General features: G+C 45.6%; 28 protein-coding genes. 9 read left to right on the top strand and 19 right to left on the bottom strand.

The window, feature by feature from the left end; translation table 11 throughout:
- Positions 1-68: 68 nt before the first annotated feature.
- The 3 genes from RB160_RS01395 to RB160_RS01385 are packed head-to-tail and all read right to left on the bottom strand — an operon-like array spanning position 69 to position 3222.
- On the bottom strand, positions 69-1610 hold the full coding sequence (locus tag RB160_RS01395) for an acyl-CoA carboxylase subunit beta (RefSeq protein ID WP_316568421.1): 1542 nt from the start codon (positions 1608-1610) through the stop codon (positions 69-71).
- Between the two features lie 10 nt (positions 1611-1620).
- Positions 1621-1833 carry a biotin/lipoyl-binding carrier protein gene (locus tag RB160_RS01390; protein WP_316568420.1) on the bottom strand — a complete coding sequence of 71 codons (213 nt, stop codon included), beginning with the start codon at positions 1831-1833 and terminating at the stop codon, positions 1621-1623.
- A gap of 60 nt (positions 1834-1893) precedes the next feature.
- Entirely contained in the window at positions 1894-3222 is a 1329-nt protein-coding gene (locus RB160_RS01385; RefSeq protein ID WP_316568419.1) for an acetyl-CoA carboxylase biotin carboxylase subunit, read from the bottom strand.
- Between the two features lie 308 nt (positions 3223-3530).
- Here RB160_RS01385 and RB160_RS01380 point away from each other — a divergent pair, with 308 nt between their 5' ends.
- The gene (locus RB160_RS01380; RefSeq protein WP_316568418.1) at positions 3531-4004 is read left to right on the top strand and encodes an N-acetyltransferase; all 474 of its coding nucleotides are present in this window, start codon (positions 3531-3533) and stop codon (positions 4002-4004) included.
- 51 nt (positions 4005-4055) lie between these two features.
- On the opposite strand, the gene RB160_RS01375 is transcribed toward RB160_RS01380, so the two are convergent.
- The 4 genes from RB160_RS01375 to RB160_RS01360 all read right to left on the bottom strand — a co-directional run bounded on the left by RB160_RS01375 (position 4056) and on the right by RB160_RS01360 (position 6375).
- Positions 4056-4664, bottom strand: coding sequence for an RsfA family transcriptional regulator (locus RB160_RS01375; protein ID WP_316568417.1), 609 nt, complete (start codon positions 4662-4664; stop codon positions 4056-4058).
- Between the two features lie 81 nt (positions 4665-4745).
- On the bottom strand, positions 4746-5501 hold the full coding sequence (locus tag RB160_RS01370) for an enoyl-CoA hydratase/isomerase family protein (protein WP_316568416.1): 756 nt from the start codon (positions 5499-5501) through the stop codon (positions 4746-4748).
- Between the two features lie 96 nt (positions 5502-5597).
- Entirely contained in the window at positions 5598-5771 is a 174-nt protein-coding gene (rpmF, locus tag RB160_RS01365; protein ID WP_053366094.1) for a 50S ribosomal protein L32, read from the bottom strand.
- Between the two features lie 79 nt (positions 5772-5850).
- Positions 5851-6375, bottom strand: coding sequence for a YceD family protein (locus RB160_RS01360; RefSeq protein WP_316568415.1), 525 nt, complete (start codon positions 6373-6375; stop codon positions 5851-5853).
- A 238-nt stretch (positions 6376-6613) separates the two neighbouring features.
- Here RB160_RS01360 and RB160_RS01355 point away from each other — a divergent pair, with 238 nt between their 5' ends.
- Positions 6614-7834, top strand: coding sequence for a nucleotidyltransferase (locus tag RB160_RS01355; protein ID WP_316568414.1), 1221 nt, complete (start codon positions 6614-6616; stop codon positions 7832-7834).
- Positions 7835-7847: 13 nt separating this feature from the next.
- On the opposite strand, the gene RB160_RS01350 is transcribed toward RB160_RS01355, so the two are convergent.
- Both RB160_RS01350 and RB160_RS01345 read right to left on the bottom strand, forming a co-directional pair.
- A complete protein-coding gene (locus RB160_RS01350) occupies positions 7848-8876 on the bottom strand; it encodes a SepM family pheromone-processing serine protease (protein ID WP_316568413.1) in 1029 nt (342 codons plus the stop codon).
- Positions 8877-8879: 3 nt separating this feature from the next.
- A complete protein-coding gene (locus tag RB160_RS01345; protein ID WP_316568412.1) occupies positions 8880-9662 on the bottom strand; it encodes a patatin-like phospholipase family protein in 783 nt (260 codons plus the stop codon).
- Between the two features lie 321 nt (positions 9663-9983).
- On the opposite strand from RB160_RS01345, the gene ylbJ reads away from it, so the two are divergent.
- On the top strand, positions 9984-11204 hold the full coding sequence (ylbJ, locus tag RB160_RS01340) for a sporulation integral membrane protein YlbJ (protein ID WP_316568411.1): 1221 nt from the start codon (positions 9984-9986) through the stop codon (positions 11202-11204).
- 56 nt (positions 11205-11260) lie between these two features.
- On the opposite strand, the gene coaD is transcribed toward ylbJ, so the two are convergent.
- Entirely contained in the window at positions 11261-11740 is a 480-nt protein-coding gene (gene coaD, locus RB160_RS01335; RefSeq protein WP_316568410.1) for a pantetheine-phosphate adenylyltransferase, read from the bottom strand.
- On the bottom strand, positions 11733-12314 hold the full coding sequence (rsmD, locus tag RB160_RS01330; RefSeq protein WP_316568409.1) for a 16S rRNA (guanine(966)-N(2))-methyltransferase RsmD: 582 nt from the start codon (positions 12312-12314) through the stop codon (positions 11733-11735). The genes coaD and rsmD overlap by 8 nt, the downstream gene beginning before the upstream one ends.
- A gap of 352 nt (positions 12315-12666) precedes the next feature.
- Between rsmD and RB160_RS01325 the strand changes: the two genes are divergently transcribed.
- Complete coding sequence (locus RB160_RS01325) at positions 12667-13056, top strand: DUF7147 family protein (protein WP_316568408.1); 390 nt, start codon at positions 12667-12669, stop codon at positions 13054-13056.
- Positions 13057-13148: 92 nt separating this feature from the next.
- Here RB160_RS01325 and RB160_RS01320 read toward each other — a convergent pair whose 3' ends face one another.
- Positions 13149-13424 carry a YlbG family protein gene (locus RB160_RS01320; RefSeq protein WP_316568407.1) on the bottom strand — a complete coding sequence of 92 codons (276 nt, stop codon included), beginning with the start codon at positions 13422-13424 and terminating at the stop codon, positions 13149-13151.
- A gap of 142 nt (positions 13425-13566) precedes the next feature.
- On the opposite strand from RB160_RS01320, the gene RB160_RS01315 reads away from it, so the two are divergent.
- On the top strand, positions 13567-13899 hold the full coding sequence (locus RB160_RS01315) for a hypothetical protein (RefSeq protein WP_316568406.1): 333 nt from the start codon (positions 13567-13569) through the stop codon (positions 13897-13899).
- Positions 13900-14105: 206 nt separating this feature from the next.
- Here RB160_RS01315 and RB160_RS01310 read toward each other — a convergent pair whose 3' ends face one another.
- From RB160_RS01310 to RB160_RS01300, 3 genes are all read right to left on the bottom strand, one after another.
- Positions 14106-14552 carry a YlbF/YmcA family competence regulator gene (locus tag RB160_RS01310; RefSeq protein WP_316568405.1) on the bottom strand — a complete coding sequence of 149 codons (447 nt, stop codon included), beginning with the start codon at positions 14550-14552 and terminating at the stop codon, positions 14106-14108.
- A gap of 99 nt (positions 14553-14651) precedes the next feature.
- On the bottom strand, positions 14652-14900 hold the full coding sequence (locus tag RB160_RS01305; RefSeq protein WP_316568404.1) for a YlbE-like family protein: 249 nt from the start codon (positions 14898-14900) through the stop codon (positions 14652-14654).
- A gap of 14 nt (positions 14901-14914) precedes the next feature.
- Positions 14915-15322, bottom strand: a complete 408-nt coding sequence (locus RB160_RS01300; RefSeq protein ID WP_316568403.1) for a YlbD family protein — start codon at positions 15320-15322, stop codon at positions 14915-14917.
- A gap of 132 nt (positions 15323-15454) precedes the next feature.
- Between RB160_RS01300 and RB160_RS01295 the strand changes: the two genes are divergently transcribed.
- Positions 15455-15955: a PaaI family thioesterase gene (locus RB160_RS01295; RefSeq protein WP_316568402.1), complete on the top strand. Its 501-nt coding sequence runs from the start codon at positions 15455-15457 to the stop codon at positions 15953-15955.
- Positions 15956-15961: 6 nt separating this feature from the next.
- Positions 15962-16324, top strand: a complete 363-nt coding sequence (locus RB160_RS01290; RefSeq protein WP_316569037.1) for a hypothetical protein — start codon at positions 15962-15964, stop codon at positions 16322-16324.
- A 33-nt stretch (positions 16325-16357) separates the two neighbouring features.
- Here the strand turns inward: RB160_RS01290 and RB160_RS01285 are convergent, their stop codons facing one another.
- Positions 16358-17425, bottom strand: coding sequence for a CAP domain-containing protein (locus tag RB160_RS01285; RefSeq protein WP_396954657.1), 1068 nt, complete (start codon positions 17423-17425; stop codon positions 16358-16360).
- 204 nt (positions 17426-17629) lie between these two features.
- A complete protein-coding gene (locus RB160_RS01280; RefSeq protein WP_316568400.1) occupies positions 17630-18064 on the bottom strand; it encodes a CBS domain-containing protein in 435 nt (144 codons plus the stop codon).
- Positions 18065-18264: 200 nt separating this feature from the next.
- Here RB160_RS01280 and RB160_RS01275 point away from each other — a divergent pair, with 200 nt between their 5' ends.
- Both RB160_RS01275 and ytvI read left to right on the top strand, forming a co-directional pair.
- A complete protein-coding gene (locus tag RB160_RS01275; RefSeq protein WP_316568399.1) occupies positions 18265-18624 on the top strand; it encodes a YugN family protein in 360 nt (119 codons plus the stop codon).
- Between the two features lie 162 nt (positions 18625-18786).
- Positions 18787-19845 carry a sporulation integral membrane protein YtvI gene (gene ytvI / locus RB160_RS01270; protein ID WP_316568398.1) on the top strand — a complete coding sequence of 353 codons (1059 nt, stop codon included), beginning with the start codon at positions 18787-18789 and terminating at the stop codon, positions 19843-19845.
- A 227-nt stretch (positions 19846-20072) separates the two neighbouring features.
- On the opposite strand, the gene RB160_RS01265 is transcribed toward ytvI, so the two are convergent.
- Together RB160_RS01265 and ctaG are read right to left on the bottom strand one after the other, a co-directional pair.
- A complete protein-coding gene (locus tag RB160_RS01265) occupies positions 20073-20540 on the bottom strand; it encodes a DUF420 domain-containing protein (RefSeq protein ID WP_316568397.1) in 468 nt (155 codons plus the stop codon).
- A gap of 108 nt (positions 20541-20648) precedes the next feature.
- A complete protein-coding gene (ctaG, locus tag RB160_RS01260; protein WP_316568396.1) occupies positions 20649-21542 on the bottom strand; it encodes a cytochrome c oxidase assembly factor CtaG in 894 nt (297 codons plus the stop codon).
- Positions 21543-21851 lie beyond the last annotated feature (309 nt).

Genomic DNA, 21851 nt, shown 5'->3' with positions numbered 1-21851 from the left:
CTTTTACACTTGTAAGAAGAATAAAAAGGGCTTTCCCCCATCAAAAGGGAAAAGCCCTTATACCAATCCTATACCGGATAGACCGGATGCTTCCTTGTGCTGAAGATTAGTTCCTTCGTTTCATAGTAAGCAAACCGATTGATCAATACATCCCGGAGTTCAGATGGCGCGACTATTTCATCAACAATCAATTCGGATGCCAATTTATAAATATCGATTGATTCCTTGTATTCCTGGTGTTTCGCCTGGACAAAAGCAATCCTTTCCTTCGGGTCTTCGATTTCGTTGATTTTGTTTGAGTAAACCGCGTTTACCGCGGCTTCCGGACCCATGACCGCGATTTGCGCCGTAGGCAGGGCGATGCATACATCCGGTTCGAATGCAGGTCCCGCCATCGCGTACAGACCGGCGCCATAGGCTTTCCGGACAATGACCGAGATTTTCGGTACGGTTGCGGAGCTCATCGCGGCAATCAGCTTTGCTCCGTGGCGGATAATTCCGGCCCGTTCCACCTTTGTTCCAATCATGAAGCCTGGAACATCCGCAAGGAAAAGCAACGGTATATGGAAGGCATCACAAAGCTGGATGAATTTGGCGCCTTTATCCGCCGAATCAACGAACAGCACCCCGCCTTTCACCTTAGGCTGATTTGCAATAATACCGACTGTCCTTCCGCCGATGCGCGCCAGCCCGGTAATCAGTTCGGGGGCGAAAAGCTTTTTTATTTCATAAAAGGTTCCTTCATCAATCAAGGATTGAATTCCTTCATACATATCGAACGGGGCATTCTGGTTTTCTGGAATGATTGCTTCAAGTTCCCGTCCCGTCGCAGGCGGCTTTGGGTCGACAGCTTTCGGCTTTACACGGAAGCTTGCAGGGAAGTATGCAAGATATTTTTTTGCCGATTCAATCGCTTCCTCCTCGGAAGATGCGAGGATGTCTCCACAACCCGAAACCGTACAATGCATGCGGGCGCCGCCCATTTCTTCAAGTGTGACTTTTTCCCCGATTACCTTTTCTGCCATTCTCGGAGACCCGAGGTACATAGAAGCGTTTCCGTCCACCATGATGACAATGTCACAAAACGCCGGTATGTATGCGCCGCCAGCCGCGGAAGGTCCGAAAAGAATGCATATTTGCGGAATCATTCCCGAGAGCTTTACTTGGTTGTAAAAAATCCTCCCCGCCCCACGGCGGTTCGGGAACATATCGAGCTGGTCCGTAATCCTAGCACCAGCAGAGTCCACAAGATAAAACAGCGGTACTTTCAACTTTTCGGCGGTTTCCTGAATCCTGATGATTTTTTCCACCGTCCTGGCTCCCCAGGAACCCGCTTTAACGGTCGAGTCGTTCGCCATTACACAAACGGTCTGCCCGCCCACCTTTCCAATTGCCGTAACTACCCCATCGGCGGGAAGGCCCTCCGCCATATTGTTGGCGAATTTGCCGTCTTCCTCGTATTCACCACCGTCAAACAGAAGGGCAAGCCGTTCCCTTACGAAAAGTTTCCCTTGTTCTCTCAGTTTGTCGTGGTATTTTTGGTGCCCCCCTGCTTCGGCAGCCTTTCTTTTATCGGTTAATTTCTGCTGGATTGTACTTGGCCCTGACATATGCTCCTCCTTATTCCAACGTGGCCAGTACATCGCCTTCATTTACGAAGTCTCCGACTGCCACCCTTATTTCGGCTATTTTTCCACTGCCCGTGCTTTCAACAGGGATTTCCATTTTCATTGATTCAAGGATGAGAATAGTTTGCCCCTCAGTAACCTCATCACCTGCCGAAGCCAAAATATTGAATACTGTTCCTGCCATTGAAGATACTATTTCCTTCATGCGTTATTCCTCCATCATTCTACTATTTTTCCAAACTGGCTCTTTCCCGGGCTAAACCGGCTAGCGGGTGTTCAGGAAAGCTGTTGTGTATTTCCCTTCCGAAAAATCCTTGTTTTCGATGATTTCCCTGAATAGAGGTGCATTTGATTTAATTCCTTTTAATCGCAGTTCGCCAAAGAATTTTTTTGCCCGGGAGAGTGCTTCGTTCCTGCTTTCTCCAGAAAAGATGCATTTTGCAATCATCGGGTCGTAAAAAGGGGTAACGGAATCACCTTCTCCATAACCCGAATCCATCCTTATCCCCTCGCCTTCGACAAACGAGAATTCCTCGATTTTCCCAGGAGAAGGGAGAAATTTCACAGGATCTTCGGCATACAGGCGGAATTCAATCGCATGGCCGGAGGCGGTAATGCCACCCTGGGCAACAGGAAGCGCTTCACCGCGTGCGACATGAATTTGCCATTCAACCAGGTCGATGCCCGTCAGCGCCTCCGTAACCGGATGCTCAACCTGGAGCCTTGTATTCATCTCTAGGAAATAAAAGTTTTCCTTTTCATCAAAAATGAACTCGATTGTTCCAGCATTTGTGTAGTTTACCGCTTCAGCGGCTTTGATAGCGGTTTCAAAGAGCTTTTGCCTGGCCCTTTCCGAGAGGAACGGAGATGGGGATTCCTCAACAACCTTTTGGTTCCTCCTTTGGATGGAGCAATCCCGTTCGAAAAGGTGGACGATATTTCCTTGGCTGTCCCCAAAAATCTGCACTTCAATGTGCCTTGCATTCTCAATGAATTTTTCAAGAAAGACGCCGTCTGAGCCGAAATAGGCTTTTGCCCGCGACTTAACGGACGTAAAGGACTTTTCCAAATCTTCCTTTGTAGAACATTTCACCATACCGATACCGCCACCGCCGCTGGACGCCTTAAGCATAACTGGATAACCGATTCCCTCGGCAACTTCAATTGCCTCTTCCAGGGATTCAATTCCAGCGATGCTCCCTGGTACAACCGGGACCCCGGCCTTTTCCATCGTTTCCCTCGATGCAACTTTGTCCCCCATCAGCCGTATTGTACCTGGATCGGGACCAATGAAGATTATTCCTTCCCGCCGGGCTGCTTCGGCAAAATCGGCATTTTCCGACAAAAATCCATACCCTGGGTGGATGGCATCTGCCCCCATGTTTTTCGCCGCATTAATAATGGCTTCCCCTTGCAGGTACGATTTGACAACTGGAGGTTCGCCTATCCGTATAGCCTCCGTCGCAGCTTTAACAAAAGGAAGGCCTATGTCGGCATCGGAATAGATGGCAATCGTCTCAATTCCCATCCTCTTACACGTTTTTATAATTCTTAGGGCTATTTCACCCCTGTTGGCAATTAGAATCCTTCGCACATAATACCCCTTTCTTCCCCTTAGTCCAACCATTCCCAGGAAACTTGCAAAATAGCATTTTTATGGCCTGGCATTTGCATCCGTGTTGTAAGCGGATACAAAATTTTTCCGAAAGGTTAAGCCCCTATACTATGTTTCTACCATATACTCTGAATATCCTGCAAATTTTGAAAATCAGAATTTAATCTTAGATGCAGAATTTTTTGTTTTTTTGATATATAATTAAGATGTTAGAACAAAAGATACACATTAAGACCATTTTCTTTTTTTCGAATCGTAATAAAAGAGGGTATTTAGGGGGTATCAACATGGCGGTAAAAGTTGAAAAGCTGAAAGTCAATTACAAAACGCTTGAGGAATTCAAAAAGTTTAAGGAGTATGGGCTTCAGGAACTGTCGATGCTTGAGGATCTTGAGGCAAATATTATTGAAAATGACAGCGACTCACCTTTTTATGGCATTTATTTCGGTGATAAGCTAGTCGCGAGGATGAGCCTTTACCAGGTCGACGCAAAATTCGACCGCTATTTTGAGCCTCCTCAAACCTATCTTGAACTCTGGAAGCTCGAAGTCCTCCCAGACTACCAGGGAAAAGGGTATGGAACCGCGCTCGTCCAGTTTGCAAAAGAGTACGGATTCCCAATAAAAACGAACCCCCGTGTAGGATCGAAAGGGTTCTGGGAAAAGCATGGCTTTACAAATGTTGAGTATGAGGTGGAAAGGGACCTTGGGGAAAACCCTCTTGTCTGGTATCCAGAAGGAGTCACCGCCCAACATCATTAAACCAATGGGAAAGGCTGCATGGACGCCATGCAGCCTTTTTTCGTTCAACGATTATTCAATCCGCTCCAAATTGCCGAACTTGTCAACCTGGAATTTCACCTTTTGCTGTATCTGCGGGGCCCCGTCCTTGCCGATTGCCATTGCCCGTGCTTTTTCAAGGATTTCCATCAGCGATTGATAATCTTCTGTTACCCTGTTAAGCTCTGTAACAAGCCTCTCGTTTTCTATCTCCAGCTCTTCCAACCTCTCAAGCAATTGTTTTTGTCCATTGGCATTGGACGCTGAATTTTCAGCCAGTTCATAGAGCTGTCCGAGATAGGAAATAATTGATTGGAAATCAAAAGAAGGTTTTCCTTCTACTTTCTCCTGCTCTTCCCCTTCTTTTTCCACTGCGTTCTGTGGAGTGTTTTTTTCCAGGTAAGCCCCTTGTTTTTTCCCTTCTTTACGTTGGTTCTTGGCGTGTTCAATCCCAGCCTTGTATTGCTTCCTAACATGGGAGTTCCACCTGAATCCACATGCTGCGGGAGTGCGGGACAGCTGCCTTCCCACTTCTTCAAATGCCTGCAGCTGTGTACCACCCTCCCTAATGTTCCTTAGAATTACCTCGGCTAGCAGCAAATCCTCATCAGGGGTCCATGCGTCCTGGCGTGTAGATGGCATTCTTGCATCCCTCCTACTTGTTTTACCTCATACATATGCACGTAATAGGAAAGATAGAATAGCATCCGAATATTGGATGTTTTAGCCTCTTTTCAGGAATGCCGCGACGTGGCGATGGTGGGCTTCACTTTCCCACAGTGTGGAGCAAAAATCAACTTCCATCTCAATTCTATTCCGGAGCTGCGAAGCTTCCCATTTCGTAATCCAAACTCGTTTGTAACCTTCCAAAACTCCCGCTTCATGCCTGAGCATCTTTTCGAGGAACATTGTTGCCGCATTTTCGGGATCTCCTTCAAAGATTTCATCAATGAAGCCTGCCTCCGCCAATTCTTCAGCAGGAAGCGGTTCGGCTTCCATCAATAGCCTCATCGCATGCGGGACAGGTAATTTTTCCGAAAGAATGGACCCGCCACCCCAACCAGTTGTTATTCCCTGCCTCCCCTGGATAAAACCTGCCTTTATTCCTTTTTTGGCAATCCTGAAATCGCAGGCTGATGCAAGCTCGCAGCCGCCTCCAACCGCTGTGCCGTTAAGGATTGCGACTGTCGGTTTTGGCAATGTCAAAAGGTTGTAGAGTGTATTGGCCATCGCGGTGAGCATTGTTAACGCTTCATCTTTTGTCTTAAGTGTGTGAAATTCAGCAAGATCCCCTCCGGAACAGAATGCACGATCCCCTGCCCCTGTTAATGCAATTGCCTTGATCCCTTTCCCACGCGCGTCATCTACTAGCCGATTTAGGCCTTCCATGATTTCGTAGTTGATGGCATTCCGCTTTTCTTCCCTTTCAATTGTAAATAGAAGAATGCCGCCATCAAGCTGGTTTATTGAATAAGCCATTCAAAGACCTCCAGGAAAAATTTCTATGTATTACTTTGCCCCAGGGACGAAAAAAGCACAAGGGATGTACTCCCTTGTGCTTGATCGAACGGAAAATTAGTCGTTGACAACTTCTTTCCCCTTGTATGTTCCGCAAGCTTTGCAAATACGGTGAGCAAGCTTCATCTCTCCGCAATTTGGGCATGCCACCATACCAGGAACATTTAATTTAAAATGAGTGCGACGCTTTCTTTTCGCAGTTTTAGAAGTCCTTCTAAAAGGTACAGCCATTCTTCCCACCTCCTTAAAGGGTTATCAGAAGTTATGAAGTCCAGAAATGCTGGTTCTTCACTTGCTTGCTTTTTGCCGATTATGAATCGGATGGATTGTTGTCGTCAAAAAACTTGGCGAGCCCTGCAAGCCTTGGATCAATCCGGTTGCTTTTGTCTTCCTCGCGGACAACTTCCCAATCCTTCCCGGATTGAGGAGCGGCCCCTTCGGCATTTGTATCGTCACAAAATACCTGCATTGGAACCTCAAGCAGGAGGATTTCTTTTATGGCCGGCATTAAGTCGACTACGTCACCCTTAACCTGGTGGGCTTCCTCATCTGTTTCATATCCAGAAGTATTGAAAAGGAATGTTTCCGTTGTTTCGACATCAACTGGATAATTGACATCAACTAGAGTCCTGGAACAAGGCAGGATCAAATGGCCTTTTAACCTAATATTGAACACGACCTTATGCGCTCCAATATCAGCCCGTCCCGTAACATGGATCGGGGAAACGCCCCTGATCGATGAATCAATCTCTTTGATTTCATCGGCATGGACCACTTCATCAATGGCCAATTCCTTATTCCGGCTTTTTTGCAGTTGGTTTATTGTCCATTTCATTTACATCACCCCAAGGCAACAAAGGTAATTATAGCCCCCATGAATCTATTTGTCAATATTTTTTCTTTACACCTAAAAGGTCCGAAAAGTTCTTCCCAAGAACCGGCGAAACCTTCTATTTAATTAGTTTAACCTTAAATGGTGAGCGCAAACATAACCCCATAATCGGGGATTTTACTGTTCGTCCCTCCTGCTTTATAGTAAAAGGTAATAGTATCTGAAACAGGAGGGCTAAACGATGAAAGCCGTCGGACTTGTTGTAGAGTATAATCCGTTCCATAATGGCCATTTGTATCACTTGGAATCCGCGAAGGAAGTATCGGGAGCGGATATCGTCATTGCCGCAATGAGCGGCAGCTTCCTCCAGAGAGGTGAACCCGCACTTGTATCAAAATGGGCAAGAGCGAAAATGGCCCTGTTAAATGGCGTTGATATTGTCTTTGAATTACCTTATAAATTCAGCACCCAAAAGGCGGAAATATTTGCCAGCGGAGCCGTTTCCATTCTTGACGCAGCCGGCTGCGCGTATCTTTGTTTCGGCAGCGAGTCAGGGGAAGCTGGCGCGTTCGTCAAGACAATCGATTTTATCGAAGGGAAAAGAGCGGAATATGACGACCTGATTAAAAAATACAGTAAAACAGGGGTAAGCTACCCCAAAGCAACCGCCCTGGCATTGGCTGAGCTGAATCCGCCCGAGGAAACAATTCCATTGTCCCAGCCAAACAATATCCTTGGCTATCATTATGTAAAATCCATTTCCTCCTTGGGGAGCAAGATGAAACCCCTGACGGTAAAAAGGAAAAATGCAAATTACCATGACGAGGATTTTTCTTCCGCCACCATAGCGAGCGCGACGAGCCTTAGAAAAGCTCTGTTCTCTGGCGGGACAAGCCTTGAAGGTATTGGACAATTTATCCCTGCGCCGAGTAGGGCAGTCCTTAGGGAATACTCGGAAAACTTCGGGGGATTCCATCATTGGGAATCGTATTGGCCTTTTTTGAAGTATCGGCTCCTTCAAAGCAGCCCCATCGAAATCAGGACGGTATACGAGGCGGAAGAAGGACTCGAAAATCGTCTTGTGGAAGCCGCTCGCCGATCGGAAAATTTCCAAGAATTTATGGAGCGTGCAAAAACAAAGCGCTACACCTGGACAAGGATCCAGCGCCTTTGCACGCACGTACTGGTTAACGCCAAAAAAGAGGAAATGGCTGAACATAACAAGGAGGTGGGCTACTTGCGCCTTCTCGGAATGACGGAAAATGGGAGGCGCTATTTGAACAAGCACAAAGGATCATTCGGGATTCCGCTCGTGTCGAAGCTCTCCTCGTTTTCCAGCCCAGAAATTAACCTAGATATCAGGGCGTCCGCCATCTACTCGCTAGGACTTTTGGGAAACAGCGGCCAAAAACTGCTTGAAATGGAATACAGCCAGCCTCCTATACTTATTGAAAAGGGATAAAGCCTTTATAGCTTCATCCCTTTCCTTTTTTGGGCTTAAGGTTTTCAAGATAGGCAACAGCTTCATCAAATGTATCAACCGGAACGATTACCATCTCCGTCCCAATATCTTTCGCTGTTTTAACAGCGGCCCGATAATTCGAATCCTTCGCATCATTTTCATTTGGAGCAAAAAAGTAATCGGCCCCCGCCTTGTCCGCGGCGACAATTTTTTGTTCTATCCCACCGATCGGCCCAACATTTCCATCGCTTAACGTACCAGTACCGGCAATTTTGTACCCTTTCGTTAAATCATCCTTTGTCAGCTGATTGTATATTTCAAGTGCAAACATCAAGCCAGCGGATGGCCCCCCGATTTCATCCGTTTTCACGTTCACTTTAGGGTTAACAATGATTTCCCTGTCGTCAACCGGTTCAATTCCGATGCCTGCCTTTTCAGGAAGCTCTTTGAATGGTTTTAATACAAGGTTGACCTTATGCCGTTTCCCTTTCCTTACATATTCCAGATCAACGCTGTCCCCGGCCTTTTTCGCTGCAAGCCGGGACAAAAGCTCGTCCAATGACTTCAGGTTTTTGCCATCCACGCTCATCAGCCTATCCCCTGTTTCAAGCTTTCCTTCTGCGGGCATCCCTGGTACAATGTTCATCACATAAACACCCTTGTACTTGTATTCAACAGGAATACCGGCTTTTTTGTATGCGGCCTCTATTGCATTCGTTTTTGAACTTTCCATCATATGCAGCTGTTTCGTGTTGTAGTCATGCTCACTTTCCCCTTTGCGGAGGATATTTTCAACAGGGTAAATTTCCTGGTATTTACTGAACTTCGCCAGAAGGTAACTATATATATTCGCTTTCCCCATCCTGACCGTCGTAAGCATGAAGCTTCCTTCTTCCTTATGGCCACCTTCCACCTCGATTATTGGTTCAAGTTCCTTTGCCATTCCGGGCTTTGAAATATAATAGGGCAAAGTATAAAACATGCTTGCCGCAAATATGAGTGCTGCGAGTACGTACGGAATTTTCAGGTATTTTTTGTGCATTGTCTATTGCTGCTCCTTCCAGCGCCTAATGGCAGCATTGATTGGCTCTATTTGTTTCAATGCTTCTTCTTCACCTATTTTAATAATCTCTTCAATATTGGTAAAGGCGCGAGAACTGAATCTCCCAACTTCAGGGCGAATCATCACATCTGATTCGATTTCACGGTTTTTCAAAAGTTCGGCCTGCATGATGTCAATGCTTTGCATAATGACATCATAAATCGAATCGATCCTGGCATTTCGTTGATAACCCGAAACATCAACAGCGATAACTATATCCGCACCCATTTCCTTCACCACGGAGACAGGGATTCGGTCAGCGACCCCTCCATCTACGAGCAGCCTCCCGTCGATTTTTTCAGGAATCAGGATGCCAGGGATCGAGATACTGGCCCTGACCGCTTCGGCTGCGGGGCCTTTTTTAAAAACAACCTTTTCCCCGCTCATTAAATCGGTCGCAACAATTGCGACTGGCAGATTCAATTCCTCAATATTTTTATTATGTGTGAAAATCCTGATAAACTCTTTTACCCGTTTCCCAGCGATAAACCCCATCTTTGGAACGGAAAAATCAAGGAAATATTTCCTCTTGAAGGATATTGATAGTTTATAAAAGCGTTCCAGATCGATTCCGGTCCCATACAGGCATGCAACAAGTGCACCCATGCTGCTGCCCGCGATCATGTCAATAGGGATGCCTGCATCGCGGAAAACCTTTAGCACACCCAAATGCGCAAAGCCCCGGGCTCCCCCTGAACCAAGTGCCAAACCTACTTTTGGAGCCATAACAATCTGTCCTCCCCTAAAAACGAATCATTCCTACCTTTGGCAGAGGCTTCAATGCCGGTATATAAACTTGATAACCGGAATTGCTGGCATGGCTTGAAAATCTCCTTCAATCTTATGGTCTAAATCATCATTCTATGAGTATATTGTGTTACAGGGACAAGGGTTATGCGGCAGCGCACAGCCCTTCCGTAAACGACTTTTACACATTGGAGCCAATTGCCTGGCCCTTTCTGCAAACTTTTAGCATGCCAAACAATTCTATCATGCCTTTTTCCGCTTAACCATACATTCCACTTTGTTTCCTGAAGGAGGCCAGTCATGTTCCGTTCAAAAATAAAAACAATCTTCCTGGCAGCTTCGGTAACCATCATGGCAGCCTCGCTCATTTCCTATCCCCAGGAATCCTTTTCCGCTTCCATCCGCGGCCTGAATATGTGGTGGGAAATTGTCTTTCCTTCCCTGCTTCCCTTTTTTATCATCTCAGAAATGCTGATTGGATTTGGAGTTGTCAAGTTCATTGGAGTCCTTCTTGAACCATTTATGAGGCCGCTATTTAAAGTGCCGGGTGTTGGGGGATTCGTATGGGCAATGGGCATGGCCTCCGGTTACCCGGCAGGCGCGAAGCTGACCGCGCGGCTGAGGCAAGAAGGGAACCTGACAAGGGTAGAGGCAGAAAGGCTGGTGTCTTTCACAAACTCCTCAAACCCCCTCTTTATATTCGGGGCTGTTTCGGTTGGTTTTTTTCATAATCCCCATTTAGGCATCATCCTTGCGGTTTCCCATTATCTTGGAAATATTGCCGTTGGCCTTCTTATGCGGTTTTATGGAAAAGATGAGCGGGCAACAAGAAGCAGCCGCCACCGTAAATTTAAAATCAGGGAGGCGCTCGCAGCTCTCCACAGGACACGGATTAAGGACAACCGGCCCATCGGCAAGCTTCTTGGCGACGCGGTCACTTCATCAATACAGACATTGCTTATGATCGGCGGATTTATCATCTTGTTTTCCGTTATAAATAAGCTATTGTTCCATCTGCATATAACCGCATTCCTGGCAAAAGGTGTTGATTTTCTGCTCTCCGCGCTGGCTTTTCCCGAGATGCTAAGCATTCCTTTAATTTCGGGATTGTTTGAGATAACACTCGGAAGCCAACTTACGAGCCAGGTTCAAGAGGCGACATTGCGCCAGCAGGCCATGGTCACAAGTTTTATCCTTGCATTTAGCGGCTTCAGTGTCCAGGCACAGGTCGCAAGTATTTTGGCACAAACGGATATCCGGTTCAAGCCTTTTTTCATCGCAAGAATTTTGCACGGGTGTTTTGCGGGTGCATTCTCTTTTTTGTTATGGGAGCCTTTTTATTCAAGGATTGCCGGGTCGACAGCACCGCTGGATGCAATCCCCGTAATGCTGCAAGAGCAGTCGCAAATTCTATCCTATTCCTATATCAAGCTTGCGGAAGCAGGTCCGTTGATCACTATTTTTGCACTGGCCATCTACATAGCCATTTTATTCAGGAAACTTAAACAGGGGAGCCCATAATCTGTCTTACTATAAGCAAAAGCCGGGCGTTAAGCTGCCCGGCTTTTACAATTTCCTTAGTCAAATTTCCTGTGCAATGCCGCCTCGACGGCCGGAGGAACGAGCTCCGAAATTTTACCGCCATATTTCGCGACTTCCTTTACAATGCTTGAGCTCAGGAAGGAATATTGATTGTTGGTCATAATGAAAAAGGTTTCAATGTTTTCATTCAATACCCTATTCATTGAAGTGATCTGCATTTCATATTCAAAATCTGAAACTGCGCGCAGCCCCCGGATGATGGCTCCCGCGTTAACGCTTTTCGCATAGTCGACAAGTAGCCCTTGGAACGAGTCGACCTTTACATTCTTTAAGTCTTTTGTGACATCGCCTATCAACGATATTCTCTCCTCAACGGAAAACAGCGGGTTCTTTGATGAATTGTTAAGGACAACAACATAAACTTCATCAAAAACCTTCGCACCCCTCCGGATGATGTCGAGATGCCCATACGTAACCGGGTCAAAGCTGCCCGGGCAAACTGCAATGCTAGCCATTGTCATTACCCTCCTGGATTGGATATGGATAAGCAAAAATCGAAATCGCGATAACCCCATAAACTTCGCTTCGTATCTTTTCAAAGCCGCCTGCATTGTCCGGCAATTGTACATCCTTGCTATGTTCACACACAATTTTCCCTTTGCTTGTTAACCTTCCGTCCTCGTATATCCTCTCCAGGAGGGAAACAAGCTGCTGTTTTTTATAGGGAGGATCAAGAAATATGTAATCGAAACCAAGTTCCCGCTTCTTCAAGGCCTTTAAAGCCCTTTCCGCATCATTCCGGTATACCTCAGTGCGTGGCTCGAGGGAACACGCATGAATATTTTCCTTAATTGTCATAATCGCTTTCGGGTCCCGGTCAACAAAGATGACCGTATCCAGGCCCCTGCTTAATGCTTCTATTCCAAGGCCCCCGCTGCCCGCAAACAAATCAAGTCCAGCGCCTCCCTCAAAATAGGGGCCGATCATGTTGAAAATTGCTTCCTTTACTTTATCGGTCGTCGGCCTTGTGCTTACTCCGGGTACGGCTTTCAGCGGGCGGCCCTTGCAGCTTCCTGAAACGACTCTCATCAACTATCACCGCTAATCTGCATAATACTTTTTTCCATAATCCTAACACAATTGGCCCTGCCAGCCAAATCAAATTTCCTTTTCTAAAAAAATTCGAGAAAGGTGTGTATAACCTTGCCAGCAGTGGAAATAATGGTAGTAACAACATCGATTCGAGGATGTTGTTGCCAACCGCGGAGAAGACTTACGTTTCCCCATAAGTTCTTCCTCCGGTTTCTCCTCTCCCTTTGCCTTCTGTCCCCGGTGGGATATAGAAGGACCCCGCAGGATTCCTGCGGGGTTTTTTTCTTTTTCCAAACGACTTGGTATGGTAATGTAAGTAGGCAGAATAAGTGAAAAGGGGCGTAATTCAATGATTCAGCGTTTCATTGAACTTGGCAGGGGGTACGGGGATTTATACGAATTGATTGAAATCGCGGAATCCAATTCTCATCGCATCAAGCATTTCCTCGCTCTGCATACAGTAATCGACAATAAGGACGTTACCTCACTCGCGATCGTCCTTAATCCCGCAGGCGAAGGAAAATTTCAGCCTATTTATATTTGCAGGGAAGGCGTGCCCGATCCGCGTACGTTGTCATCCAAAAGATACTCGCTCTTTCAGGAAGCGGCAGCATCGCTCGGAAAGGAAATTTATGAATTGGACGTAAAGCCATCATCACTATTTGCGGAGACTGAACTTTATTATCAACAGTTGATTGGCATATTACGCCTAAACCATTTCCTGCCTCCACTATCGTAGGCTTAAGAAAAAATAAAAGCGAGGGAGTCTCTCCCTCACTTAGATTCCACTCTTAAACGGGCTGAACATCAGCGGAAAAACCGGCTGACACTTTAGATCCCCATTTTATAATCGTATTCTTTCGCTTTGTCAGGTGAAGAATTTTCATATTCCATTTTTACAAAAGGTTTATAGGAAGGCTCCACCTTTTTGACAAAGGAGTATGACTGAAGCTTTTCCATAATTGTTTCTATATCGCTCTGGTTACAGTAGATGACAGCGTATTTAAGCTTCTTGGAAATATAGTGGACATTCCCAAATCTTCGCAGCATTTTGGCTTGTTTCAACGTATAAAGCCAAACCACCAAACCTTGCCTTTGCCCAAACATACGTTTTTCCCCTTCATGATCGATGTTTCTTTTAAGTCTAGCATATCGAAACGGTATAAATCAATCAGGCTGGCGGCAAGAATGAAATTGCTCTCGAATAAATATAGAAGGAACCTGGAACTTTTGAGAGGAGTTCTAAATAATGGATCTTGATTCGATTTGGAATCTATTTATTGAAAAAGCAGCGGGAATACAAGGGGTAACGGCAATTGAAATGAGAAAAATTGCCGGTATCCCGTTCCTGTTCATCCATCCTGATGAAAACGGGACCCTCGATGCAATTGAAAGAGGGATACGGGTTTGTTCGGCAGAAGTGATGAAAGGAAAGAGGCTTAGCAGCGAAACGATCTTTGTTAGAGCAGAAGGCAGCTATTACGTCTTTCGCCATCGGTTTTTAGTCCCGCAAAGAAAAATGTTTTGCTGTGGGAATTTATGTATTGACTGTGTCAGATTCTCACATGACCGATTTTTTTAGGCATAGTGCAGAAAGCTATGCGGTTGTTAAAGCAGGCAGTTTGCAATTTGACAGTTGGTCTTTATTGGGAAACGCAGCCTTTACAAAGGTAAGGGCCGCTAATGAATGAAATGGGACACAACCTTTTTCCGCGGGCTGTCTTTTTTAAAGAAAACAATAAAGGCCGGCAAATGCCGGCCATAGATTTCTCCACTATTCGCAAACCCCTATGCCGAGCATCCGCAGCTTCCGCCCGAACCACAGCCTCCTCCACAATTAGAACCAGTATCGAAAAACGGATTTCCGGTTGGGACTTTGATGTGCTTTGAAACGGAACCGCCGACAAGGACACTGATTTCATCAAGCAGCGATTGCAGGTCATTTTCAGCACGCTTGAATTCCGCAACTCTATCGTCCAGATCCATATCCCGTTTGGCTTCCCTTATTTCCATCATAACGGACTTGTAATCCGGATGGTATTTTCCGAAGCGTTGTACTTCTTCATATTGATCTTTCAATTTGATGAAACGGGAAATCTTTTTTTGAGACTCCCGGCTTGTACGCAATTTATATAAACAAAGCCGATAATACTCGGCCACATCGGATTCGCTAACCATTTTGCCCAACTGCTCGGCATATTCAAGCAATTCAACTCTTTCAGTAGTCGCAAGCAAATTTGTACACCTCCACTGCCATTTTACCACGTAGACAGAGAAAAGGTGAAATCTTTCTGAAAATAACCATATACTTTCCAATTTAAACAAGGAGATTTCCTAACCGCCCTGATTAGAATTCTTCATACTTTGGAGCATTTGGAACATCATTGAAGCCATCTGTACGCCGTTTGAAAACTTTGCCACCCTGTGGGGAATCGTCTTTTCAAAGTAGTATAAAGACGCCGTTTCAAACGCCTCCAGGTCATTAGGATTCCTTGACAGCTTCCGGTACCAGACCGGCTGCTCCCGAAGGAATTGTTGCAAGTCCTTCCGTGCCGCTATGAATTCCATCACTTCCATCCTCATCGGCTTACCTCCCATCAATCCTTGCGGTACGGAAAGGGCTGTGGAGGAATCGTTTCACGCTGAGGTTCCTGAGGCGGTGGGTTGCTTTGAAACTGGCCAATCAATCCCTGAATCGCTCCAAGCGCCTGGCTTAGATTGTAAAGGTGCCCCTGCAGCTGGGCAGCGTCCATTTTTTTGGCCATATTCAATAGATTCTTCATCAGGTCGGACTTTCCACCGTCTTCTTTAACCTCGGCCGCATCCGTTTTTCCTGTTTCGGATTGGCCATTCCAGCGCGGATCTTCTTCTCCCAGAAGGTACCATTCCTCATACAATTGCTGCCATGTCGCTTTTCCTTCCCGTACTTCCTTTACAATATGAGGATTATTTGTGACAAATTCCTTAAACCTGCTTACAGAAGGATGCAGCTTATCCCCTGCCATTGTTGCATCCCCTCCTTTTTTCATGCCTATATTACGATATGTAGGCGAAAAAGAAAGGTGAAAGGCGGATTCTAAAAACTATAAAAACATCATTCTTAATGGTACTATTTAGGGAGAAAAGGAGAGAACAACTTGAAAAACGAATTGGAACAGCTTCTTAAAGATTATATGGACAAGGCGGACGAAACCGATCTTAAGGCATTGGCGCATGTCCTTAAAGGAATGAAAAACAAGATTGAAGGAAAGTCAACCACCTATATCGGTGGGATCCTCCATTACGAAAAGAGCCCCAGTGATTCTGTCTGGGAAGTAACGATTCCTATCAATCCGTCACTGTACAATTCTTTGGGAATCGTTCACGGGGGCATCACCGCCACATTGGCCGATTCAGCCATGGGGACCCTTGCCAATACGCTCGTACCAGAAGGCTATGGAGCAGTTACATCCCAACTGAATATCCACTACCTTGCCCCCGGGATTGGCAATACGCTTCGATGCCGCGCGGAAATCGCCCATCAGGGAAGAAATACGATGGTGGTAAGTGCGGAGGTTTTTCGGGAAGATGGCAAAAAAGCCGCACAGGCAACGGGAAGCTTCTTTATTGTCGAGAAGAAGGTAAGCAGCGGAGAGTGATTCTTGATGGTTACCGCCATCCTCATACCAATTATTTGTTTGTATTTCCTCTGGATTACCTTGAAGGAGGCCAAAGAGAACGAAATAAAATGGCTTCAAACAGGTTCTGCAAAAGAAGAAGCTATCGTCACTGGAGAAGTGCAATCGGTTTTTAAGGAAAGGCAGCGCTTTTATTACCACAGGTATATTTTTGTCCAGGAGCTAATAATAAGGACTGAAACGGGGACGGCCAAGGCGAGAATCATCACCCCATTAATGAAGGGCGCGTCTCCGATCAACTATCACGCAGGCCAAGTTGTCCGGATTTATGGCAGCTGGGAAAAAAACTGGTTTCACGCGAACAGGGTTGAGTTTGTTGAGAAGGACTGAAAAGGAGGGTGGCACATCGCCACCCTCCATTCATTATTCAAGCCACTTCTGGATAAAATTCTGGGTATAATACTTCCGGTAAACGCCGACTCCCAAATGGGTAAAATCCTTATTAAGAAGGGTTTCACGGTGGCCCTTGCTGTTCAGCCAGCCCTCGACCACTGCGGGCGAGTCAATATAGTTGGCGGCAATATTTTCACCAGCCGATTGGTATACTACCCGTGCCTTTTTCAGGCGGTCGGATAAATTCCCGTACTTTTTCGAAACATGGGAAAACGTATTTGTTTCGTACATATCAAGGCTGTGGCCATAGGCCGCCTGTGCCGTTTTTTCATCCCATTTAACTGGTTCTAGCCCGTGGCGGATTCGCAATACATTAGTTAAGTCAAAGATTTGCTTTTCCGCACCCATCTCCACTTCTTGCCACTCCTCATCCCCCAATTCCCTGGGTTCGATTAGGGTTCCCCTGTAAGCCACTTCATAAGGCCGCATTTTAATGAGTGTTTCGGCGTCAAGGAACCGGACGCTGGACAGGCTGCCGGTAAATTTATCGATATATAGCTGGGCATAAATATCTCCGAGCTGAATAAGCGGCATCGTATTAACATCCGTATCGGTCAAATCAAGCCGGTAAGAATTCCCCTCATACTCAAACTTGATATTTGTATGGATTGCGAAGGAAGTAAAAATCTCTTCGAGCGGTTTCCCAATAGAAAACGGTTCGACATTTGTGTCCCTTCCAATTGCATAAATGGTAACCGCCTTATTATCAAGGATTCCGACTTGGAGGTACTTATCCAGACTATGGTTATAGATATACCAGTCGTAATCATAACTGGACTTATCGATTCTTTGCGGCTTTCCAAGTGCTTTTTGCACTTCGGCCACATTCTTTCCGATCAATGTAGACAATCCTTCATCTGGCCGCTCGGGAATTTCGTATCCCGTTGTCCCCCTCTGATCAGGTTGGGTTGGTTCCTCCGGTGCTGGCACTGGCTCTTCCCTAATGAGTGAATCATAATCTGAATTATTTTGGCTCACATAAAATCCAATTGTCAGAAAGACAGTCGATAGTATAAGGATCCGTAAAAGAGTCTTCAGGACCGTCCCCCCTTCCCCGATTGTCTACAAAGCTATATATGTATAGGCAAAATCAATTATAACATCAGTGGCGGCCAAGGTAATAGCCGCCTTTAAAATTATAACAAATTCTTAACAAAATTTGCGCAATGGGTTTGTTTTTACTCAACTGGGCACTCCGGACACCATTCAAAATGAAAAAAGGCGATTTTCACGCCTTTTTTCCTAATGCTGGACTCCGTTATAGTTTGATTCGGATATTTCCGAAAGGGCGCCTTTTGCCTGATCATCACTTAATTCCCTGACTGCGAAATCACCGAGCGAAACGATGCCAATCAATTTATTTCCCTCAACCACCGGCAAGCGCCGAATTTGATGCCTGGCCATCAGCCTTGCCGCCTCCTCAGTGGTTGTATCAGGTGAAATTGTATACAGTTTTTCCGTCATGATATCCTCCACCCTTGTGGAACCGGGATGCTTTTCCGCCGTACCCCTTACAACAATATCCCTATCGGTGATGATTCCAACAAGCTTGCCGTCATCCACAACAGGAATCGCCCCGACGTTTAAATCCTTCATTTTAACAGCAACTTCATACATATTATCGAGTAATGAACAGGTTTCTACATTTTCCGTCATGATATCGCCGACTTTTTCCATCACTGATTCCTCCCGAAAAAAAATGATTTGGTTATATGAATACGTTTTTATCTTTCACCCAGGCGCGCCTCATTATTCCACAACGGATGGATCTTCCAGTTGAATTCATTGCATAATGACGGCATTTCCACTATTATAAAAATTGAGCAAATTGCCGGATAATCTTGTTACAGGCAAGTTTTCAAAGGGGGATAACAAAAATGAAGTTTGAAAATACGGGTATTGAAAAACTTAAGGCTGATCTAGGAAGGCTTGATGAGGTAATGCTTAGCCATGGCCTCGTCCGTGAAGGCCAGTGGGATTATGAACGTGTTACCTTTGATAAAAAATTCGAATTGAAGGATGGAACTTTCTATCTTAGGCTGCGTGGTTATGCGGTTGAAGGGGATATCGATTCGAGAAGGGCAATCATTCAGCTGCTTCCTCCACTTCTTGGCAAACATTATTACCCGCATGGGGTTGAATACGGTGAAGGCGAACAATTCCCCGCTTCCCTTGTCAATCAGTGTAAGAATTTGCTTGATCGGCTAAAAGAAGAAATTGAAGCATTTGCGGAGTAGCAAACAAACTATAAGAATGATATTTTAGACGAAAAAAGCGCATCAGTGATTGCGCTTTTTTTATTTCCCGAATCTTAAAGAAAGACGGTATTGTTCGTTTTTCATTTTTAACGCTATAATGAAAGTACAAGGTATTTATTTGTATAAGGAAGGTATAAACCATTGACTGCTTTTTTTACCAAAAAGAGAATCGCCTGGGTTTGCGGAATTGCCGCCGCTGCCATTGTCCTATATTTCATCTTGCCAGTTTCAATCCCGCTGATTATGGCGCTGATTACAGCCATTCTTCTTGAGCAAGGTGTCCGGCTTGCCACCACGAGGCTCGGGCTGAAACGGAACACATCCGTGCTTGTTGTATTTACGCTCTTTGTCCTCATCGTTGCTTCCGCTGGTTACTACGTTGCGACCAAAGCGATTACCGAAGCGGTCATCGCTGTCAACCATATGCCCGACTATGTCAATAGGCTGTCGGCACATTGGGTCGAGGCGAAGAATGCAATTGCCCGGGCAGCAAAGGATTTGCCGGAAGCCATCGTCCTACAAATTACCGGCCAGCTCGATAAATTTATCGTGACCATTAAAAATACCCTTCTGGCATATGTAAATATCGGGAATATGAGGGCGCTGCTAACAAACGTCCCAAACCTCCTCATATCCTTCCTAGTTTATTTGGTGGCTTTGTTTTTGTTTATGATGGATATCCCAAGACTAAGGAACGGCCTCCAAAAACATTTGTCGGAGCGGACAGCGGAAAAAGTCAATATTATGTTTTCAAGGCTATCCTATATTATGCTCGGTTTTTTGAAAGCCCAGCTGCTGGTTAGTGTGCTGATATTCGCGATTTCCTTGCTTGGGCTTTATTTGATTATCCCGGAAGCGGCTGTTTTTGCTGCGTTTATTATTTGGATATTCGATTTTATCCCAATAATTGGCTCGATTATCGTTCTTGGGCCATGGGCGCTATTTGCCGCCTTAACGGGCCATGAATTGTTAGCCATTCAATTGTCGGTGCTCGCAGCCGTATTGATTACCACAAGGAATTACCTTGAGCCCAAAATGCTCGGTACCCATTTCCGCCTTTCCCCTTTGCTGACACTGGCCGCGATGTACCTTGGGTTCAAAATTATTGGCCTTACCGGGATTGTCCTAGGACCCATACTCGTCGTAGCTCTTAGCTCTGCCCGAGAAGCCGGGATTGTAAAATTCAATTTTAAAATTTAACAGAACAAAATGCGCAAGCGCCTGGTCAGCCCCGACAAGCATAAGACGGGGCCCGCAGGACGGGCCTGCCCTCCGGAGGGAACCGGCTTATGACCTCGAGGGGCTAGGCGCTGGAGCTGGATTAAAATAATTTATTTCGAGTTATCCACGAGGTTCCAATTTAAAATTTCTTAGACAATAAAAAAACAGGCAGCCCTTAAGCCGCCTGTTATTTTTGTCCAACCACTTTATGAACCTAATATTGCCTTGATGACTGATGTCGTTTCCCCGCCTGTGTAAATCACATAGAGAAGCAGGTAAACTGTAACCCCTGTTATAGCGGTCGCAAACCAGACGATACTGGTCACCGGGCCGAGTTTCCGGTGAATGCCAAGCTTGTCCTTTAGGCCGGTGTATATGTTTATAAGCCCCATTATGCCGCCTATTGTAGACAAAATAATATGGAATACAAGGAAAACCGTATACAATGTTTTGAGGTTGTCAGGTCCTCCAAATGAAGTGTTTCCAATGAATATTGTCCTAGATGCATAAATAATGAAAAACGTTAAAGCTGCTGCCCCCGCAAACAACATTGTCCGCTTATGGGCCTCCACCTTCCTTTTTGAAATCTGGTACCACCCTATTGCAACAAGGATAGCACTAATAACGATAAAAGAGGTACTGATGGTTGGCAAAATCGGGAGGGTGTGATCCATGTTTTAATCCTCACAATCATATATTCTACTATAATTTTAAACCAGTTGAAGCCGTTTTTCAAACCAGTATTATTCCCATCGATAGAAAAGCCCCCATAGAGGGGACTTTTACTCGGCAGGAATCGGTTCGGGTGCTGGATCAATCCCGGAATGCTCCTTCTTGTACCATTCAAAAAATACTTTTGCAAGGAAAATAGCATAAACAACTTCCTGAATAATCTTCATTATAACGCCGCCCAGCCTTTGGTCTTCTACAAGTGTCATGGAACTGAACATTTGAGGTCCCGTAAGGTCAAGGCCTGCAAGCAGAGTTGGAGAGACACATAGCTCCAAAGATTTCGCCCAAAGGGCCGGATCGGAAAAAGTAGCATATAACGGGCTGTTCGTAAAGATAATCAGGGCGCAAGCAGGCGTAAGTAAGATTCCGTCACCGAAGATGTAAGCAATTTTCTTAAGGCCGCTTAATGTTTGATGCTCCGGCAGTTCATTTACGAGCGGCCACCACATGCTGATGGCAAGAAAGAACAAAGTACCTGTATAACTAGCATGCAGTAACATCGACTGCTTTACGGCATCAAATACAAATGGGACATGGTAAATCGAAAACATTCCGTTAAATACTATTAAAGCAATAAGCGGCTTCGTCAAAAATACAAAGATTTTATTGAAAACCGCCTTCCCCAAGGCAAACCTCCACAGCCACGGAGGAATTCCCATAATAATAAGCGGCGGGACAATCAGGAACAGAGATGCCATCTGAATCATATGCGCCCAAAAAGTTATATGGCCCAACAAATCCAGGGGTGAGCCTTTTATCACATAAATCAAAATCACAGCTGTGACGAAGTAGGAGGCCTGGCGTTTGGTTAACGGCTCACTGCCTGAGAAACGCTCCCTGAACTTTACTGTCACCAAAAAGTATCCAGCCGTCAAAACAGCAACCGATATAAAAAAGTACGGGCTCCAAAGCGCTTGAAAACCAAATATGTCTAGAGTAAGCACCGTATCATCACCTCTATAAAATTTCTTCCACTCCAATTATAGCTAGTGGAAAAGCGGATAGCAAAGGAAGCAACTCCATTGACAGAGCTAATCCATAAAAAGAAAATCGGCATAAAGCCGATTTTCTTTTTTTTACCAATGAGGATACATAAAGTTTGGCCAGCTACGGCGCTTAACGGGCGCTTTCGCTTTTCTTTGTCTAGCTATAGCGCCCAGCGCCTAGTGTACTTCGGTCCCCTCGCTACGATAAGTCAACAACGGGGCCCGCCAGTCCATACACCGCTAAACGGGCGCGTTCGCTTTTCTTTG

Origin of the sequence: Neobacillus sp. YIM B06451, assembly GCF_032667185.1 — a bacterium.
Classification (GTDB): Bacteria; Bacillota; Bacilli; order Bacillales; family Cytobacillaceae; genus Bacillus_D.
Note: the sequence above shows the minus strand (reverse complement) of the source record. Positions and strands in the feature narration are given on the sequence as shown.

Bases quoted from the DNA above. Each gene is read 5' to 3' on its own strand.
- RB160_RS01395 (WP_316568421.1), bottom strand. From the start codon at position 1,610: ATGTCAGGGCCAAGTACAATCCAGCAGAAATTAACCGATAAAAGAAAG.
- RB160_RS01390 (WP_316568420.1), bottom strand. From the start codon at position 1,833: ATGAAGGAAATAGTATCTTCAATGGCAGGAACAGTATTCAATATTTTG.
- RB160_RS01380 (WP_316568418.1), top strand. From the start codon at position 3,531: ATGGCGGTAAAAGTTGAAAAGCTGAAAGTCAATTACAAAACGCTTGAG.
- RB160_RS01375 (WP_316568417.1), bottom strand. From the start codon at position 4,664: ATGCCATCTACACGCCAGGACGCATGGACCCCTGATGAGGATTTGCTG.
- RB160_RS01370 (WP_316568416.1), bottom strand. From the start codon at position 5,501: ATGGCTTATTCAATAAACCAGCTTGATGGCGGCATTCTTCTATTTACA.
- rpmF (WP_053366094.1), bottom strand. From the start codon at position 5,771: ATGGCTGTACCTTTTAGAAGGACTTCTAAAACTGCGAAAAGAAAGCGT.
- RB160_RS01360 (WP_316568415.1), bottom strand. From the start codon at position 6,375: ATGAAATGGACAATAAACCAACTGCAAAAAAGCCGGAATAAGGAATTG.
- RB160_RS01355 (WP_316568414.1), top strand. From the start codon at position 6,614: ATGAAAGCCGTCGGACTTGTTGTAGAGTATAATCCGTTCCATAATGGC.
- RB160_RS01350 (WP_316568413.1), bottom strand. From the start codon at position 8,876: ATGCACAAAAAATACCTGAAAATTCCGTACGTACTCGCAGCACTCATA.
- RB160_RS01345 (WP_316568412.1), bottom strand. From the start codon at position 9,662: ATGGCTCCAAAAGTAGGTTTGGCACTTGGTTCAGGGGGAGCCCGGGGC.
- ylbJ (WP_316568411.1), top strand. From the start codon at position 9,984: ATGTTCCGTTCAAAAATAAAAACAATCTTCCTGGCAGCTTCGGTAACC.
- coaD (WP_316568410.1), bottom strand. From the start codon at position 11,740: ATGGCTAGCATTGCAGTTTGCCCGGGCAGCTTTGACCCGGTTACGTAT.
- rsmD (WP_316568409.1), bottom strand. From the start codon at position 12,314: ATGAGAGTCGTTTCAGGAAGCTGCAAGGGCCGCCCGCTGAAAGCCGTA.
- RB160_RS01325 (WP_316568408.1), top strand. From the start codon at position 12,667: ATGATTCAGCGTTTCATTGAACTTGGCAGGGGGTACGGGGATTTATAC.
- RB160_RS01320 (WP_316568407.1), bottom strand. From the start codon at position 13,424: ATGTTTGGGCAAAGGCAAGGTTTGGTGGTTTGGCTTTATACGTTGAAA.
- RB160_RS01315 (WP_316568406.1), top strand. From the start codon at position 13,567: ATGGATCTTGATTCGATTTGGAATCTATTTATTGAAAAAGCAGCGGGA.
- RB160_RS01305 (WP_316568404.1), bottom strand. From the start codon at position 14,900: ATGAGGATGGAAGTGATGGAATTCATAGCGGCACGGAAGGACTTGCAA.
- RB160_RS01300 (WP_316568403.1), bottom strand. From the start codon at position 15,322: ATGGCAGGGGATAAGCTGCATCCTTCTGTAAGCAGGTTTAAGGAATTT.
- RB160_RS01290 (WP_316569037.1), top strand. From the start codon at position 15,962: ATGGTTACCGCCATCCTCATACCAATTATTTGTTTGTATTTCCTCTGG.
- RB160_RS01280 (WP_316568400.1), bottom strand. From the start codon at position 18,064: ATGGAAAAAGTCGGCGATATCATGACGGAAAATGTAGAAACCTGTTCA.
- RB160_RS01275 (WP_316568399.1), top strand. From the start codon at position 18,265: ATGAAGTTTGAAAATACGGGTATTGAAAAACTTAAGGCTGATCTAGGA.
- RB160_RS01265 (WP_316568397.1), bottom strand. From the start codon at position 20,540: ATGGATCACACCCTCCCGATTTTGCCAACCATCAGTACCTCTTTTATC.